We start from the raw sequence: 17,670 nt of genomic DNA, 5'->3' as shown, positions 1-17,670 counted from the left end.
GAGATGGCTCTGCAATCGCTCGATATCAAGCGTCTCTCCGCGACGACCGTGCCGCAGACGCAAATACGCGAGCCGGTGACGGGCACGGTGGCGAAGCTCATCGACGTGTCGAAGTGCATCGGCTGCAAGGCGTGTCAGACGGCGTGCATGGAGTGGAACGACCTGCGCGACGATATCGGTCACACGACCGGCATCTACGACAATCCGCGCGACCTGACGGAGCATTCGTGGACGGTGATGCGCTTCACCGAATACGAGAATCCGAAGGGCGATCTCGAATGGCTGATCCGCAAGGACGGCTGCATGCATTGCGAGGATCCGGGTTGCCTGAAGGCGTGTCCTTCGCCGGGCGCGATCATTCAGTACACGAACGGCATCGTGGATTTTCACGAGGAGAACTGCATCGGCTGCGGCTATTGCATTACCGGCTGCCCGTTCAATATTCCGCGGCTTTCGAAGGAAGATCATCGCGTGTACAAGTGCACGCTATGTTCGGATCGCGTCGCGGTCGGGCAGGAGCCCGCGTGCGTGAAGACGTGCCCGACCGGCGCGATCATGTTCGGCACCAAGGTCGACATGCAGCAGCAGGCGGCCGATCGCGTCGAGGATCTGAAGGAGCGCGGCTTTGCTAACGCGGGCCTCTACGATCCGGCGGGCGTGGGTGGCACGCATGTGATGTACGTGCTGCATCACGCGGATCAGCCGGAGCTGTATCACGGGCTCGCGAAGGATCCGCACATCAGTCCGCTCGTGTCGATATGGAAGGGCGTGACGAAGCCGCTCGCGATGATCGGCATCGCGTTGGCGGCGTTTGCGGGCTTCTTCCATTACACGCGCGTCGGGCCGAACGAAGTCAGCGAGGAAGACGAACTCGAAGCGCATCGCGAAGCGGAAGAAGTGCAGCGTCGGCGTGAAGGCGGACAGGAGCGTACAGATGAAACACGATAGCGAACTGCGTGACGTGAAGGGCCATCGGCTGATCGTGCGCTACACGCCGAACGAGCGCACGAATCACTGGATCACCGCGATCACCTTCGTGCTGCTCGCGCTGTCCGGACTCGCGATGTTTCATCCGTCGATGGCATGGCTCTATGCCGTGTTCGGCGGCGGGCAATGGACGCGCATCCTGCATCCGTTCGTCGGCTGCGTGATGTTCATCTCCTTCATGATCCTTGCGCTGCGCTTCTGGCATCACAACTATCTGGACAAGAACGACGTCCAGTGGATGAAGCAGATGAACGACGTGCTCACCAATCGCGAGGATCGCCTGCCTGAGATCGGCAAGTACAACGCCGGGCAAAAGCTGTTGTTCTTCGTGATGGTGGCGAGTCTCGTGTTGCTGCTCGTGAGCGGCATCGTGATCTGGCGCAGATACTTCGCGTTCTATTTCCCGATTACCGTGATTCGTCTTGCATCCGTCGTGCACGCGGCGACGGCGTTCGTGCTGATCGTGTCGATCATCGTGCATATCTATGCGGCGCTTTGGGTGAAGGGTTCGATCGGCGCGATGACGCGCGGCACTGTCACGTATGGATGGGCGCGCAAGCATCATCCGCGGTGGTTCAGGGAGATGATCGGGAAGTAGAAATCCGGCGCGACGTTGGGCCAATACGTGCGGGGTGCGGTCCATTTCATATCCGTTTTGCTGATATGCTCGGTCGACCGTTCACCCCGCGAGGAAACCTTCCGTGGTCCAACGCATAGTCGAAGCCTCGCGAATCGAATCGCTCGATCCGTCGGCCATTCCGCGTTTGCGCATGCCGGAGCGCGCGACGATATTCGCCACGCGCGCCGCACGTCTTCGGCAACTCGCCGACGCAAGCAATCCCATCTCCGGTTATCTGCGCCTGATGGCCGCGCTCGCCGACGCCCAGCAGCGCGTGCTCGCGCATTTCAATGCGCCGATGCCCTCGCGCGAGTCCATCGAACTGAATCAGCGTCATTCGATGCCGATCGTTCCCGCGCTCACGGATGACCGCGATCCCGCGTGGCGCGACGTACTCTTCATGCTGCTCGACGGCATCGAAGCCGCCGGCGCGCTAACGCCCGCGCTCGCGCAACTCGTCGCCCGTCTGCGCGCGCTCGACGCCGCCGCGCTCGACGCCCAAGCCGACGCGATCCTCGCGCTGCGCTTCGCCGAAATCGATCCGGCCGCCGCGCCCCTCATCGCGGCCGCGCTGCAAGTCGTGTGGACCGATCTCGCCAGCCGCATCGACATGCGGGACGTGCCGTATCTCGACACGCCCGGCGTATGTCCCGTCTGCGGCTCGGTGCCGGTCGCGAGCATCGTGCGCGTGGGCGGCGCGTATGAAGGTTATCGCTACGTGCAATGCGGACTGTGCGCGACGGAGCTTCACGTAGTCCGCGCGAAATGCACGAACTGCGATTCGACCAAAGGCATCGCGTATCACGTGATGGGTACGGGCGACGAACCCGAGGAAGAAAAAACGGCGAAGGCGACAAGCGCGCCGCTCAAGGCGGAATCGTGCGACGAATGCGGCACGTATCGCAAGATCGGCTATCAGGAGAAGGCTTACGACTTCGAACCTTACGCCGACGATCTCGCGAGCCTCACGCTCGATCTCCTGATGGGCGATGCGGGTTTTCGGCGCGCGGCGCCGCATCCGTGGCTCTGGCCCGAACAACAGGAAGGCGATCGATGAGCGATGTCACAGGCGACGGCGGCGAGTTGCGCGCATTGATGGCTCGCGTGCCATCGGTCGAGCGCGTGCTGGCATCGGCGGAGTTCGAGGCGGTGATCGCCACGTACGGCCGCACGCAGGCGCTCGCCGCATTGCGCGCGACGCTCGATGCATGGCGCGCCGATGCGCAAGCGGGCCGCGCGTCCGTCGATGCACTGAGCGATGCGCAACTCGCGCTCGCCGTCGACGCGCGGCTCGCGAAACGCGCGCGCAGCAACGTGCGCAGCGTCTTCAACCTGACGGGCACGGTGCTGCATACGAATCTCGGCCGCGCGCTGCTGCCCGACGAAGCGGTGCGCGCGGTCGCCGAAGTGCTCACGCGTCCGGCGAATCTCGAGTTCGATCTCGACACCGGCGCGCGCGGCGATCGCGACGATCTCATCAACGGCCTCATCTGCGAGCTGACGGGCGCCGAAGCCGCGACCGTCGTCAACAACAACGCGGCGGCCGTGCTGCTGACGCTTTCCGCGCTCGCATCGCGCAAGGAAGTGATCGTGTCGCGCGGCGAACTCGTCGAGATCGGCGGCGCGTTCCGCATTCCCGACATCATGAATCGTGCGGGCGCGAAGCTGCGCGAAGTCGGGACGACGAATCGCACGCATCTGAAAGACTACGACGAAGCGATCAACGCGAAGACCGCGCTCCTGATGAAGGTGCATTGCAGCAACTACGCCGTGAGCGGCTTCACGAAGGAAGTCACGCTCGCCGAACTCGCGCCGCTCGCGAAAGCGCGGAACTTGCCGGTCGCGGTCGATCTCGGCAGCGGCACGCTGGTCGATCTCGCGCAATGGGGCTTGCCGCGCGAAGCGACCGTGCGCGAGACGGTCGCGGCAGGCGCGGATCTCGTCACGTTCAGCGGCGACAAGCTGTTGGGCGGGCCGCAAGCGGGCCTGATCGTCGGGCGCGCGGATCTCATCGCGAAGATCAAGAAGCATCCGCTCAAGCGCGCATTGCGCGTCGGCAAGCTCACGCTCGCGGCGCTCGAAGCCGTGCTGCGTCTCTATCGCGCGCCTGAAACGCTGGCCGAGCGTCTCACGACATTGCGTCTGCTCACGCGTCCCGCCGACGCAATGCGCCTCGCCGCCGAACGCATCGAACCTGCGTTGCAGCGCATGATCGGCGATGCCTTCACTGTCAGCGCCGAACCGATGTTCAGCCAGATCGGCAGCGGCGCATTGCCCGTCGACGTGCTGCCGAGCTACGGCCTCGCGGTGCGCCTCGCGAGCGGCAAACGCGCGGGCGGGCAACTCAATCGCATCGAGAAGCGGCTGCGCGAGTTGCCGCGTCCGGTCATCGGGCGCATCGCGGATGGCGCGCTGCGTCTCGATCTGCGCTGTCTCGAAGAAACCGATGAAGCCGCGTTCATCGCGCAGTTGGATGCAGGCGAGGACGCACGCGAATGATCGTCGGCACGGCGGGGCATATCGATCATGGCAAGACGACGCTCGTGCGCGCGCTCTCGGGCGTGGACACCGACCGGCTGAAGGAAGAGAAGGCGCGCGGCATCTCGATCGAACTCGGCTACGCGTACGTGCCTTTGGACGACGGCGGCGTGCTCGGCTTCATCGACGTGCCCGGACACGAGAAACTCGTGCACACGATGGCGGCGGGCGCGTGCGGCATCGACTTCGCCTTGCTCGTGATCGCCGCCGACGACGGCGTGATGCCGCAAACGCGCGAACATCTCGCGATCCTCGAACTGCTCGGCGTGACGCGCGGCGCGGTCGCGGTGACGAAGTGCGATCGCGTGGAGGCATCGCGCGTGCGCGACGTGCACGCCGAAATCGCGGCGTTGCTCGCGCGCGGCCCGTTGCACGGTGCGCCCTTGTTCGACACCGATGCGACTCAAGACGATGACGCGGGCGTCGCTTCGTTGCGAGCGTATCTTCACGATGCCGCCGCGCACTGGCGCACGCGCCGCGACGATGGCTTCTTCCGGCTCGCGGTCGATCGCGTGTTCACGCTGACGGGGCAGGGCACGATCGCGACGGGCACGGTGTTCGCGGGCCGCGTGAACGTCGGCGACATGCTGGCGCTCGCGCCGCGCGAATCCGGCGGCGAGCCCGTGCGCGCGCGCAGCATTCACGCGCAGAATCGCGCCGCAGAGACGGGCCGTGCGGGCGAGCGCTGCGCGCTCAATCTCGCGGGCATCGACAAGGATGCGCTCGCACGCGGCGACTGGATCGTGGATGCGCGGCTCGCGCGGGCATCCGAACGGCTCGATGTCGAACTGAGCTTGCTCGGCGATGCGCAACTCACGCTCACACATTGGGCGCCCCTGCATGTGCATCTCGGCACGACGCATCGCGTCGCGCATGTGGCGCTGCTCGAAGCGGATACGCTCGCTGGGGGAAACACGGCGCGCGTGCAGCTCGTCTTCGATCAACCCGTTTGCGCGCTGCCCGGCGATCGCTTCATCGTGCGCAGCGCGCAGGCGAACCGGACGGTCGGCGGCGGGCGCGTGCTCGATCCGTTCGCGCCCGCGCGCAAGCGCCGCACGCCGGCGCGCCGCGCGTGGCTCGATGCGCTCGTCGCGATGCTGGATACCGGTCGCGCCGATGCGCTTTTCGACGAAGCGCCGTATGGCTTGCCGCGCTCGCTTGTCGAGCATTTGTACGGGCGCGGCCTGTCGCCCGAAGGCGTGCGCGCCGTGCCCACGCACGATGACATGCTCTACATCGCGGCGCGTCACTGGGATACGCTCAAGGCGCGCCTGCTCGATGCGCTCGCCGCTTTCCACGAACGCTTTCCCGACGAGCAAGGCCCCGACGCCGCCCGTCTGCGCCGCATGGCCGCGCCGCTCGCGCCGGACGCGCTGTGGCGCGCGCTCGTCGACGATGCGGTGACGAGCTGCGCGATCGCGAAGAGCGGGCCGTGGCTGCATCTGCCGTCGCATGCGGTGACGCTCGACGACAACGAGGAAGCGCTCGCTCGCGCGGTGCTCGCATCGCTCGAAGAAGGGCGTTTCGATCCGCCCTGGGTGCGCGATCTGGCGAAGGCGCAGGGCGTCGGCGAGGACGAGATGCGCAGGCTGCTCAGGAAGCTCGCGCGCCGCGGCGACGTGTATCAGGTGGTGCGCGATCTGTTTTATTGCCGCGCGTCGATCGGCGCGCTGGCGCAACTCGTCGCGCAATCGGCGCAAACGCAGGGCGGCGCGGTCGGTGCGGCCGCTTTCCGCGATGCGAGCGCGCTCGGCCGCAAGCGCGCGATACAGATTTTGGAGTTCTTCGACCGGGTTGGGTACACTCGATTCCACCGCGACCTGCACCTCTTGCGCGCCGATAGCCGCTGGCACGAGTCCGTCTGACGATTGCGCGCTCGTCCTTCCATCACGATGGAGCATCTCTACTTCAGGCTGCTGCATGTCATGTCGAGCCACCCCGAGTGGGCGCTCGCGGTCGTGCTGCTCGCGTCGTTTCTCGAATCGGTCGCGTTCATCGGTACGTTCGTGCCGGGCAGCACGGCCATGTTCATCGCGGGCGCGCTCGTCGGCGCGGGCGCGCTGAATCTCGGCTGGGTATTCGTCTGCGCGATCGCGGGCGCCATTGCCGGAGACGCCGCGAGTTTCTGGTTCGGCCAGCACTACGCGGACCGCATCGCGCAGATGTGGCCGTTCCGCTCGCATCCGGGCGCGCTCGTCGCCGGCAAGAAGTATTTCGACAAGCACGGCGCGAAGAGCGTCGTGCTCGCGCGCTTCGTCGCGCCGATGCGCGCGGTCGTGCCGGTCGTCGCGGGCCTGACCGGCATGACGCCGGCGCGCTTTCTCGTCGTCAACATACTGAGCGCGCTCATCTGGGCGCCGACGCATATCCTGCCGGGCGTCGTGTTCGGCGCGTCGATCGAACTGGCGGGCGCGGTGTCGATCCGGCTCGTCGTGATTCTGATTCTCGTCGCGGCGCTAGCGTGGATCGTGTTCAATCTCGCGCGCGTGATCGTTTCGCACGCGATGCGCTGGACCATCGCGTCGCGCGACGCGCTGCTCTCCTGGGCGCGGAAGGGCAACGGCCTGCCCGCGCGGCTCGTCTCGCGCGCGCTCGATCCGGGCAATCCGGCGACGGGCCTCATCGTCATGATCTCGGTGCTGCTGCTCGCGTCCGCGATCCTCTTTTTCTCGGTGCTCGCGAACGTGGCGCGCGGCGCGTCGATCGTTCAGGTCGATGTGTCGATTTACCGGCTGCTGCAATCGTTCCAGTCGACCTGGACCGATTCGATCCTCGATGTCGCCGCGACGCTCGGCAGCACGCAGACGCTGCTCGCGCTCGGCGCGACGGTCATCGTGTGGATGAGCTTCGAACGGCGTTGGCGCACGGTCACGTACTGGGTCGTGGCCGTGGCGTTTTCGCAATTGCTCGTCGCGGCGATCCGCTTCACCGCGCACGAGCCGGCGCTCGTTTCGTTCGCGCCGTCGGAGCATCGCTTTCCGAACAGCGACGTCGCGGCGACGGTCGTGATCTACGGCTTTCTCGCGTTCCTGCTGCTGCGGCGCGTGGGCATCCTGACGGGCGTGTTCATCGCGACGGCGACCTCGGCCATCGTGACGGCGGTCGGTCTGGCGGGGCTGTACTTTGGCCGCTTCACCATCTCCGATGCGCTCGGCAGCGCGGCGCTCGCCGCCGTCTGGGTCTTCCTGATCGCGCTCACGGCGGTATGGCGCAATCCCGGCAAGCCGCCGCCGCGGCCGCTGATGCCGGTCGCCGTGCTTGCCGTGATCTGCGCGAGCGTTGCGCTGCAAACGAGCGATGAAACGGAGGCGCACAGCGTCGTGCCATCGACCGTCGTCATTACGCCGATTCAGTGGACCGATTCGGTATGGCGCACGTTTTCCTGTTATCGAGCGAGCATGGAGGGCGATCGTCGCGAGCCGATCACCGTGCAATGGGCGGCGACGCCCGAGCAGATTCGCGCGCAACTGGCATCGCGCGGCTGGACGGAGGTGTCGCACGTGAGCCTGAAGAGCGTGATGTCGGTGGTGTTGCCGAATGCGCCCGCCATCGCGTTGCCCGCGTTGCCGCGCCTGAACAACGGCGAGCCGTCGAAGCTCGTGTTCGCGCGTTCCGTGCGCGGCGCCGACGAGCGCGACGTGCTGCGCTTCTGGCCCACGCATTACGAAGTGCGCCAGGACGCAGGCGCGCCGCCTGCGCCGATCTGGCTCGGCTCGGTCGTGCACGAGCGCCTGCGCCGTCCGTCGTGGCCGTTCAACGTGCTGCGCCCGGACCGGCGCGTCGATCCGATGGCCTTCGATCATGGCGAGGGCACGCCCTGGCGCGGTATCGAAATTGCGAGCAGCGCGGGGTGCGGCAACGTGCCGGTGATGCTCGTCGAGTCGAGGTCCGAATGATGTTGCGATCGAGAGGTGCCGGTTGATCCAGATTCCTCCGTCGGCGATCGTGCAATGGGGCGGCGCTGCCGTCTTCGCGAACGTTCTGCTGACGCGCCTCGGCGTGCCGCTGCCGTCCGCGCCTTTGCTCGTGTTCGCGGGCTCGGCCGTGGCGAGCGGACGCCTCTCGTTCGCGCATGTGCTGTTCGCGGCGCTGTGCGGCGCGTTGCTCGGCGACAGCGTGTGGTTCTCGGCGGGGCGCATCTACGGACGTCGGCTCGTCGCGGCGCTCTCGCGCAGATCGTATGCGGTCGACAGCGGGATGCGTACGACCGGCGAACTGTTCGAGCGTCATGGCGCGCCGATCGTCGCGGTATCGAAGTTCGTGCCGGGTCTCGGTCTCGTCACGCCGCCGCTGATGGGCACGACGCACATCGCCGCGCTCGCGTTCTTCTTCTGGGATACGGCTGGAATTGCCGCGTGGGCGTCGTTCTGGGTATTGGGCGGCGCGCTTTTCGAGCGGCAACTGCATGTCGCCGTGCTCGAACTGGAATCGCATGGCGCGACGGTGGTGGATGTGCTCGTCGCGGCGGCGCTCGTCTATTGCGTTTATCGGCTGATGCGGCGGCGACAGCCGCGCTCGCGCGATGGCAACGGCTGAGAACGCGCCGTTATAATCGGACGCCCGGTCGAAATTCGATCGGACGTGCAGCGCCGTGGTTTTCAAAGGAAGGCATCCGTATCCGGTGGTGCGGCCGGGCTTCAAACCCGGTTGGGGATGTCAGACATTCCCAGGTCGGTTCGACTCCGGCTGCCTTCCGCCAAGCAAGCCTGTCTCGCAAGGAACGCCAATTGCGGATGTCATTGCGCATCCACGATCCGCGTTACCTTCGAATGAACGACAGAGCCGACATCCACACGCAATCGCGCAAGCCGCTCGATCGCGAACTCGAAACCGCGCTGCGCAAAGTCTTCGGCTTTCCGAACTTGCGTCCCGGACAAGAAGACGTGATTCGCAGCGTGCTCGACGGCAACGACACGCTCGCCGTCATGCCCACCGGCGCGGGCAAGTCGCTGTGCTATCAATTGCCCGCGCTGCAATTCGATGGCATGACGGTCATCGTATCGCCGCTGATTTCGCTGATGCGCGATCAGCTCACGAAGCTGGTCGAAGCGGGCATTGCGACCGCCATGCTCAACAGCACGCTCTCCGCGAGTGAACAGCGCGACGCGATGCAGGCCATCGCGCGACACGAAATCCGCATGCTCTTCGTCACGCCCGAGCGTCTCGTCGATGCCGAATTCACCGCCGAACTCACCGCGAAGGACATGCCGCCGATCGCGCTTGCCGTCATCGACGAGGCGCATTGCATATCGCAATGGGGCCACGATTTCCGGCCGGCATATGTCGAACTGATCCACGCGATCAAGACGCTCGGCCGTCCGCCCGTGCTCGCGCTCACCGCGACGGCGACGCCCGCCGTCATCGTCGATATCGTGCGCGAACTGGAGATGAAGCGCGCGAACGTCATCCATACGGGCGTCTTTCGCGACAACCTGCATTTCAGCGTCGAACAACTCACGAACCCGGATGACCGGCGCCGGCGCGCGATCGAGATCGCGACGGGCGAAGCGGGGAGCGGCATCGTCTATTGCGCGACGGTCGCGGAATGCGAGGCGCTGCATGCCGCGCTCGTCGATGCGGGTGTCGAGGCCGAGCGCTATCACGGCAAGCTGTCGTCGGGCGCGCGCTCGTCATCGCAGGACGCGTTCATGGAGAACCGCGCGCGCGTGATGGTCGCGACCAATGCGTTCGGCATGGGCATCGACAAGCCCGACATCCGCTTCGTCATTCACGCGCAGATGCCCGGCAGTCTCGATGCGTACTATCAGGAAGCGGGGCGCGCCGGCCGCGACGGCGAGACCGCGCGTTGCACGCTGTTGTTCGAAATGAAGGACAAGCAGGTGCAGCAGTTCTTCATGAGCGGCCGATATCCGAGCGCGGAGATGATTGCGCGCGTCGCGGAGAAAGTGCGCGAACTCGCGAGCGACGATGCCGCCCGCACGCTCGACAAGCCGCTTGCGCGTCTGCGCGAAGCGTTGCCGAACATCGGCGCGAACAAGCTGCGCGTGGCGGCGGCGCTGCTCAACGATCTCGGCGTGACGCGTCGCACGCGGCGCGGCGGCATGAAGCTCGTCGACGACGATGCGGCCATCGCGAAGCTCGAAGGGGCGTCGCAGGAATACGCGGCGCGCAGCGAACGCGATCGCGCGGTGCTCGAGCGCATGATCGCGTATGCGCAGAGCGCGCAGTGCCGCTGGCGCATGCTGCTCGACTACTTCGCCGACGACATGAACGACGCGCGCACGTCCGCGCCGCTGCGCGCGAGCGATGTGCATTACCGCGCGCCCGACGACGAACTCGACGGCGGCCACTGCGGCGTGTGCGATAACTGCGTGCATCCGCCGGAGGTGATCGAGAGCCCGCGCGAAGTGCGCGAACAGATGCGCGCCAAAGAAGAAGAGCAAGCCGATCGCAAGACGAAGGCGTTCGCGCCGGGCGAGCGCGTGAAAGTGCGTCGTTATGGCGAAGGCATTGTCGAAATGATCAGCGGCGAGCGCGTCGCCGTGCGCTTTCCCGATGACGAGACGCGCACCTTCATCGCGCGCTACGTGAAGCGTGCCGCTCGCTGATTTGCGCAATCGCGATGCGCGCGGCCTTGCGCACTTCCGGATCGCCGTCGTCGAGTGCGGCTTCGAGCACGGCGAGCGCATGCGTATCGCCGAGTTCGCCCAGTGAAAGCGCGGCCTCCTTGCGCACGTTGCTGATCGGAAACGTCAGCAGTTCCGACACGGCATGCGTGCTTGCGACATCGCGCAAACGTCCGAGCGCGCGTGTCGCCTGCAACGTGACTTGCCAATAGTCGTCGGAGAGGGCGTTTTCCAATGCATTGCGCGCGGCGACGAGACGCAGCTTGCCGAGCGTCGCGGCGGCTTCCTCACGCACGCGCCACGCTCGATCGGAGAGCGCGTGGATCAACGTTTCGATCACGCCGTCGTCGGTGGCGAAGCCCAATGCGCCGACGGCAGCGTGACGCACCTCCGTCGAAGCATCGGTGCGCGCGATGTGCTTCAACTGCGGCAGCGCATCCACATGACGCAGCCAGCCCAGCACGCCGATGGCCTCGCGCCTCACGAACGGCGACGCATTCGCTAGCGCCGCAAGCGCAGGTCCGGCCGCGCTCGGCAAGCGCAATTCGCGCAACGCGCGCAAAAGGGCCGCGCGCTTGAACGCGTCGGCATCGGTATCGGCATCGGCGAGATGCGGCAGCAGGCGTTCGCCCGCGACGGGATCTTTCAACGCAGCGAGACTGTCGGCGGCGGCTTCGCGCGTATCGGTATCGGCGTCGTCGAGCGCGGCGCATAGCGCATCGACTGCTTCGTCCGTTTCCCACGCGCCGAGACGTTGCGCCGCGGTGCGACGCACGTCGGCATCCGTGTCGTGGCGCAAGGCATCGGCGAGCAGGGGCAGCCAGGCTTCGTCTTCGAGGTCGGCGGCTTCGAGCACGGCGAGACGGCGCACGGCGGCATCGGCATCGTTGAAGCGCGCGGCGAGGGCGGCGTCGGTGACGGTATCGAAAAGTGGATTGGTGTGCGTCATGAGAGAACGGAGTGTGATATGTCGATGCGCGCGGGCGCGTCGTTCGATGCGGCCATCGGACTCGCAAGCGGATAACGAAGCAACGCGAGACAACGACGCTTCAACGCGACGAATCCGGCTTCCGTGACGAGCTCGCGTTCACGCGGACGCGCAAACGGCACGCGCAGTTCTTCGAGCACCGTGCCCGGGCTATGGCTCATCACGAGAACGCGATCAGCGAGAAAGAGCGCTTCGTCGATGTCGTGCGTGACGAACACGACCGTCGGACGGCGCTCGCTCCATACATCGAGCAGAAGCGCCTGCATCGATGCGCGCGTCTGTGCATCGAGCGCGCCGAAGGGTTCGTCCATCAGCAGCACGCGCGGCTCGTTGAGCATCGCGCGCGCGATCTCCGCGCGTTGCTGCATGCCGCCCGAAAGCTGCGCGGGATAGCGCTCCGCGAACGCGCCCAGCCCGACGCGATCGAGCAACGCCCGCGCGCGCAGATGCCGCTCGCGTTTCTTCACGCCGCGCATCTTCAGTCCGAACGCAACGTTATCGAGCGTCTTGCGCCACGGCAGCAGCGTGTGCTGCTGAAACACCATGCCGCGCTCGGGATGCGGTCCTTCGATGAGCTTGCCATCGAGCGTCGCGCGGCCCGCGTTCGGCGCGACATGTCCCGCGAGCGCGGCAAGCAAGGTCGACTTGCCGCAGCCCGACGGCCCGAGTATGCAGACGAATTCGCCCGGCTCGATGACCGCGTTCACATCGCGCACGGCGGTGAATGCGCTCGCGCCGTCGCCCAACGCAATGCCGAGCGCTTCGAGTTGGATGCGGCCCGCGCTCATCGAATCCTCCCTGCGGCGAGCCACGGCGTGAGCCGCGTGCCCGCGACGCGCACGAGCGCGCTGCTGCCCATGCCGAGCAGGCCGATCAGCAACATGCCGACGACGACATCGGGATAACGCTGCACCGTGTACGACTGCCATGTGTAATAGCCGATGCCGTATTGCCCCGAGATCATCTCGGCGGTGACGAGGCAGAACCACGACGTGCCCATGCCGATGGCAAGGCCGGTGACGATCGCGGGCGCCGCGCCCGGCAGGATCACTTCGCGCAGGATCACGCGATTGCCCGCGCCGAGACTGCGCGCCGACGACACGAGCCGTGGCTCCACGCCTTCGACGCCGTGTATCGTGCCGAGCAGGATCGGAAAGAATGCGCCGGTGAAGGTGATGAAGATCATCGACATTTCGGAGGAAGGAAACATCAGGATCGCGAGCGGAATCCACGCGACGGCGGGAATCGGCCGCAATACTTCGAGCGGCGTGAGCAACGCGAGGCGCGACCATTGCGAGCGGCCGATGGCGATTCCGAGCACCACGCCGCTCGCCGCCGCCGCGACATAACCCGCCGCGATGCGTCCCACGCTGCTCGTGAGATGGGCCACGAGCTTGGGCGAATGCGCGAGATCGATGATGGCCGCGAGCGTATCGGCGGGCGTCGGGACATTCTCGAACGTGACGATGCCGAGGTTCCAGCGATGCGTCGTCGCCAGATGCCATAACGCGATGCACAGCGCGAGCGACGCCCACTGCACGCCGGCGCGCGCGCCGCGTGAACGCAGCAACGAAGGAGCGAAGTATGCGAGCGTCGCCATCATGGCCTCATCGGTTGGCGAGCGCGGTCGGCTGGCGCGCGGCGGCGAAGTCGAGCACTTGTCCGCCGTGCGCGTTCGCCCAGGCCTCGGCGCGATCCTTCAGCAGGAACGCGTTCAACTGGCCGTCGCCTGTCTTCGCGAACCATGCCTGATTGCCGAGCAGCTTGATGCCGCTCTCACGATCCTGCGCATAGAACGCGCGCACCTGTTTGCCATCGCGTTCGAGCGTGCCGAGCTCGCGCACCGCTTCTTCCGGCGACGCATAGCTGCGCACCTTCGGCTCGCCGCGCACCCAGATCTGCGCGACGCGATCCGTCTTTGCGATGGGCTTGCCCGTCAGCGCATCGTTCGCGACGAGCGGCGTCGGCGCATAGTTCTTCAGTGCCGCTTCGTAGTCGAGATGCTCGGCCTTGAATGCGGCGCGCAAGTAACTATCGTCGATGAAGCTATTGGCGTTCAGATCGCCGTCGGCACGCTTGAGCAGCTTGAGCGTATCGAACGATGTCTGCACGGCCTTGCGATACTCGGGCTTCCACGTGAGATCGCGCGTCTGCAAGCCGAGCGGACCGTGAAAGAGATAGTCGACTTCAGGCTCGATGCCCGTCACCTTCGCAATCAGCTCGCTGTACTTCTCGGGTTCCGCCGTGAGCAGACGATTCGCTTCGATCGCGGCACGCAAGTACGCGACGACAATCTCCGGATACTTCTGCGCATAGTCCTTTTCGACGAGCGTGCCGTGCAGCGTAGGCGATCCCGCCTGCGAGCCGTCGTAGATCTTGCGCGCGAAACCGCGATACGGAAACAGCTCCGCGAAGGGCACGAAGTCCGCGTGCGCGTCGATCTTGCGCGTCTGCAATGCGGGTCCGGCGACTTCGGGCGCCTGCGTGACGATATTCACATCGCGCTCCGGGTCCCATCCTTGCGCCGCGACCGCGCGCAGCAACATGCCGTGCGCGGTCGATGCGAACGGAACGGTGATCGTCTTGCCCTTCAGATCGGCGATGGACTGCGCGGGCGAATCCGTCGGCACGACGATGCCGTTGCCGCTGCCGCGCACGCTGCCCGACAACACGCTGATGAAGATGCTGCTCTTGCCGGCCTTCTGATTCGCGACGCCGTTCAGCACGCCGGGGAAATCCGCCATCGAGCCGAAATCGAGCTTGCCCGCGACCATCTCGTTCGTGATCGGCGCGCCGCTCGTGAAGTTCTTCCATTGAACGTCGTATTGCGCGTCCTTGTATTTGCCATCGTGCGGCAAGTACTTTTCGAGCAGATGCAGTTCGCGGATCAATGCGCCGCCGGCTGCGGTATTGATCGTCGTGTCCTGCGTGCCGATAGCGACGCGGATCGTTTCCGCATGCGCAGCGCCCGCGAACAAGGCGACTGCAAGCGCGATGGATAGCGTTCGTTTCATGAAGCGAGTCCTCGTCATCATCGAAGAAGATAGGGAATGTCGACATGCACGGCATTGGTCGGGCAATCGCGTTCGCAGGGCATGCAGTACCAGCATTCGTCGAACTTCATGAAGGCTTTGCCGGTGTCGGGATCGATTGCGAGCAGGTCCATCGGACAGACATCGATGCAGACCGTGCAACCCTTGTCGGCGATGCACTTGTCTTCGTCGATCATCACGGGAAGACTCGAGCGCTGGCGCGCTTCGCGGGGCACGAGTGCCATGTTCTCTCTCCTATGCAGCGACAGGCTGCGACGTGCGAGCCACGCGCAGACGCGAATACGCGCCGCGCTCGGACTCGTCGACGGGAACCACGTACGGTTCCACGGGTTTCTTGAAGGACGTCATGCGTCCCGATGCATCCTTCTTCAGATGCGCGTGGCAGAACCATTCGTCATCGTTGCGCTCAGGAAAATCGACGCGATGGTGATAAAGGCCCCAGCGGCTCTCCGTGCGATACAGCGACGCGCGCGCGGCCATTTCCGCGCAATCGAGGATCGCGGCGACTTCAGCGGCGCGCATCAGCTCGTGCGGATCGGCGGCGCCGAGACGCTCGACGTCCTCGCGAATCTCCGCGAAGCGTTGCAGGCCGATCTCCATGCGACGCGTGACTTTCGGCGGCTGTAGATAGTCGTTCACGAAGCGGCGCAGCTTGTATTCGACTTGCGCGGGCGGCAGGCCATGTTCGCGCGACAGCGGCGCAAAGATGCGGGCACGCTCATGTTCGATCTGCGATGCGTCGAGCGCGGGCAGCGCGCGGCCGGCGACATGCGCGGCGGCATCTTCACCGGCGAACCATCCGTAAGTGAACGCGCCGAGCATGTAGTTGTGCGGCACGGCGGCCATGTCGCCCGCCGCGTAAAGCCCTTGCACCGAAGTGCGCGCGTGCTCGTCGACCCATACGCCCGATGCGCTGTGTCCGCTGCACAAGCCGATCTCCGAGATGTGCATCTCGATCATGCGCGAGCGATAGTCGTTACCGCGCCGCGCATGAAAGCGCCCACGGCTCGGCCGCTCGTTGGTGTGCAGGATCGTTTCGATCGTTTGAATCGTTTCTTCCGCGAGATGATCGAGCTTGAGAAACACCGGCCCGTTGCCGCTCTGGAGTTCCTGATAGAACTCCCACATCATTTGCCCGCTCCAGTAATCGCATTCGATGAAGCGCTCGCCCTTGCCATTCGCCGTATAACCGCCGAGCGGTCCCGTCACATACGCGCATGCCGGGCCGTTGTAATCCTTGATGAGCGGATTGATCTGGAAGCATTCGAGATTGGCGAGTTCCGCGCCTGCGTGGTACGCCATCGCGTAACCGTCGCCGGCGTTCGTCGGATTCTCGTACGTGCCCATCAGATAGCCCGATGCGGGCAGGCCCAATCTGCCGGCCGCGCCGCAGCAGAGAATGACCGCTTTCGCGCGGATCACGTAGAAGTCGGCGGTGCGGCAATCGAAGCCCATGACGCCCGCGATCTCGCCATTCGGGCCATTCAAAAGACGCGTGGCGACGACGCGATTCGTGATCTCCACGCGCGCACGCTTCAATTGCCGGTACAGCACCTTCTTTACGTCGTGACCTTCGGGCATCGGCAAGACATACGCGCCCATGTGATGCACCTTGCGCACGGCATAGTCGCCGGTATGGTCCTTCTCGAACTTCACGCCCCAGCGATCGAGCTCCTCGATGGTCGTGAAGCTGTGGCGCGCATACGCATAAATCGTGGCCTGATTGACGATGCCGTCGTTGGCCACGGTGATTTCCTTCGTGTACTGCTCGGGCGTCGCGTGGCCGGGAATGATCGCGTTGTTCAGGCCGTCCATGCCCATCGAGATCGCGCCGCTGCGCTTCACGTGCGCCTTGTCGATGAGCAGCACGCGCAGATTCGGGTCGCGCTGTTTCGCCTTGACGGCGGCCATCGGCCCAGCCGTGCCGCCGCCAACGACGACGATGTCGTATTCGAGTTCGTGGGTCTGCATGATCTGGTTTCGCCGCTTGTTATGACAAGTCAGGACCAGATTCTAGAAGTGCGCGAACCGCGAGGGAATCAATTGTTTTTGCTTTGCTTGTGCCTGCTTCGAATAACGCGCGATGCGGCGGGCGAGGTCCGTTCGCGATCGATGCGCAGCCGATACTGGAACGTATCGCCTCGGAAATAGAGGTATTCGAAGTCGATGGGCTTGCCGCCGGCATCGTGCGTGAGGCGCTCGATGCGCAGAAGCGGTGCGCCTTTTTTCACGTCGAGCGCATCCGCGATGTCGGGCGCGGCGGCGATGGCGTCGATCGCCAGATCGGCGTGACCGAGCGGCACGGCGCAGTCGTTTTCGAGCATCAGGAAGATATCGCGCGTGGCGAGCTCCGCGCGCTTCAGGCGTTTGCCGATGGCTTCGGGCAGGAACGTCACTTCGTACGAAACGGGCGCGCGATTGAGCAGGCGCACGCGATGAATCTCGGCGACGCTGCTGCCTTCGGCAAGAGCGAGTTGCGCGGCGACTTCGGGCGGCGCGGCCACGACGCGCATCTGCACGACGCGATTGATGATCTCGTGTCCGCTCTCCGACATCGCCTCGGCGAAACCCTGCAGCGACGTCACGTTCTGAAACGCCTTCGGTTGCGATACGAACGAGCCCTTGCCGTGGACCTTGAAGATCAACCCTTCCTTTTGCAGGTCGCCGAGCGCCTGGCGGATCGTGATGCGGCTCACGTCGAACATCGTCATCAGCTCGCTTTCCGAGGGCATGCGGCTCATCGGCGGATAGCGGCCATCGAGAATGCCGGAGCGCAGCACGTCCTTGATCTGCGTGTAGAGCGGTACGTGCGAATCGAGCGAAACGGAAGGGCGACGGGTCGGCATGAGAGCGGGAAGGGGAAGGAAGGCGGGCGCTTCGAGCTGCGATTATAGCGGC

General features: G+C 65.3%; 15 protein-coding genes and 1 tRNA gene. 9 read left to right on the top strand and 7 right to left on the bottom strand.

The features are described 5' to 3' along the window. Positions 1-3 precede the first annotated feature (3 nt). The 9 genes from fdxH (at position 4) to NCS03_RS19105 (ending at position 10,713) form a co-directional block, all read left to right on the top strand. On the top strand, positions 4-948 hold the full coding sequence (gene fdxH / locus NCS03_RS19145; RefSeq protein WP_008352823.1) for a formate dehydrogenase subunit beta: 945 nt from the start codon (positions 4-6) through the stop codon (positions 946-948). Then, positions 935-1,585, top strand: coding sequence for a formate dehydrogenase subunit gamma (locus NCS03_RS19140; RefSeq protein ID WP_008352824.1), 651 nt, complete (start codon positions 935-937; stop codon positions 1,583-1,585). The genes fdxH and NCS03_RS19140 overlap by 14 nt, the downstream gene beginning before the upstream one ends. 103 nt (positions 1,586-1,688) lie before the next feature. Continuing rightward, positions 1,689-2,663 (top strand): formate dehydrogenase accessory protein FdhE, encoded by a 975-nt coding sequence (gene fdhE / locus NCS03_RS19135; protein ID WP_175979542.1) that lies wholly within the window; start codon positions 1,689-1,691, stop codon positions 2,661-2,663. Continuing rightward, complete coding sequence (gene selA, locus NCS03_RS19130) at positions 2,660-4,105, top strand: L-seryl-tRNA(Sec) selenium transferase (protein ID WP_250440740.1); 1,446 nt, start codon at positions 2,660-2,662, stop codon at positions 4,103-4,105. The genes fdhE and selA overlap by 4 nt, the downstream gene beginning before the upstream one ends. Beyond that, entirely contained in the window at positions 4,102-6,009 is a 1,908-nt protein-coding gene (gene selB / locus NCS03_RS19125) for a selenocysteine-specific translation elongation factor (protein ID WP_250529580.1), read from the top strand. Before selA ends, selB begins: the two co-directional genes overlap by 4 nt. Before the next feature lie 27 nt (positions 6,010-6,036). After that, entirely contained in the window at positions 6,037-8,040 is a 2,004-nt protein-coding gene (locus NCS03_RS19120) for a VTT domain-containing protein (protein ID WP_250529600.1), read from the top strand. A gap of 22 nt (positions 8,041-8,062) precedes the next feature. Next, positions 8,063-8,680: a DedA family protein gene (locus NCS03_RS19115; protein WP_008352832.1), complete on the top strand. Its 618-nt coding sequence runs from the start codon at positions 8,063-8,065 to the stop codon at positions 8,678-8,680. Between the two features lie 67 nt (positions 8,681-8,747). Continuing rightward, positions 8,748-8,843 (top strand) — tRNA-Sec (locus NCS03_RS19110). A 70-nt stretch (positions 8,844-8,913) separates the two neighbouring features. Beyond that, on the top strand, positions 8,914-10,713 hold the full coding sequence (locus NCS03_RS19105; protein WP_250436072.1) for a RecQ family ATP-dependent DNA helicase: 1,800 nt from the start codon (positions 8,914-8,916) through the stop codon (positions 10,711-10,713). Here NCS03_RS19105 and NCS03_RS19100 read toward each other — a convergent pair. From NCS03_RS19100 to NCS03_RS19070, 7 genes are all read right to left on the bottom strand, one after another. After that, entirely contained in the window at positions 10,679-11,680 is a 1,002-nt protein-coding gene (locus NCS03_RS19100) for a HEAT repeat domain-containing protein (RefSeq protein ID WP_250458032.1), read from the bottom strand. The two genes, NCS03_RS19105 and NCS03_RS19100, sit on opposite strands and share 35 nt — an antisense overlap. Further along, complete coding sequence (locus NCS03_RS19095) at positions 11,677-12,507, bottom strand: ABC transporter ATP-binding protein (protein ID WP_250436070.1); 831 nt, start codon at positions 12,505-12,507, stop codon at positions 11,677-11,679. The genes NCS03_RS19100 and NCS03_RS19095 overlap by 4 nt, the downstream gene beginning before the upstream one ends. Beyond that, the gene (locus tag NCS03_RS19090; RefSeq protein WP_502801527.1) at positions 12,504-13,322 is read right to left on the bottom strand and encodes an ABC transporter permease; all 819 of its coding nucleotides are present in this window, start codon (positions 13,320-13,322) and stop codon (positions 12,504-12,506) included. Before NCS03_RS19090 ends, NCS03_RS19095 begins: the two co-directional genes overlap by 4 nt. A gap of 4 nt (positions 13,323-13,326) precedes the next feature. Next, positions 13,327-14,733 (bottom strand): ABC transporter substrate-binding protein, encoded by a 1,407-nt coding sequence (locus NCS03_RS19085; RefSeq protein WP_008352837.1) that lies wholly within the window; start codon positions 14,731-14,733, stop codon positions 13,327-13,329. 17 nt (positions 14,734-14,750) lie between these two features. Continuing rightward, the gene (locus NCS03_RS19080; protein WP_008352838.1) at positions 14,751-14,996 is read right to left on the bottom strand and encodes a 4Fe-4S dicluster domain-containing protein; all 246 of its coding nucleotides are present in this window, start codon (positions 14,994-14,996) and stop codon (positions 14,751-14,753) included. 10 nt (positions 14,997-15,006) lie between these two features. Then, positions 15,007-16,743, bottom strand: coding sequence for a fumarate reductase/succinate dehydrogenase flavoprotein subunit (locus tag NCS03_RS19075; RefSeq protein ID WP_250458028.1), 1,737 nt, complete (start codon positions 16,741-16,743; stop codon positions 15,007-15,009). A 68-nt stretch (positions 16,744-16,811) separates the two neighbouring features. Further along, positions 16,812-17,618, bottom strand: a complete 807-nt coding sequence (locus tag NCS03_RS19070; RefSeq protein WP_250436068.1) for a GntR family transcriptional regulator — start codon at positions 17,616-17,618, stop codon at positions 16,812-16,814. Between the last annotated feature and the right edge of the window lie 52 nt (positions 17,619-17,670).

Origin of the sequence: Caballeronia sp. ATUFL_F1_KS4A (assembly GCF_023630905.1) — a bacterium.
Taxonomy (GTDB): Bacteria; Pseudomonadota; Gammaproteobacteria; order Burkholderiales; family Burkholderiaceae; genus Caballeronia; species Caballeronia zhejiangensis.
Note: the sequence above shows the minus strand (reverse complement) of the source record. Positions and strands in the feature narration are given on the sequence as shown.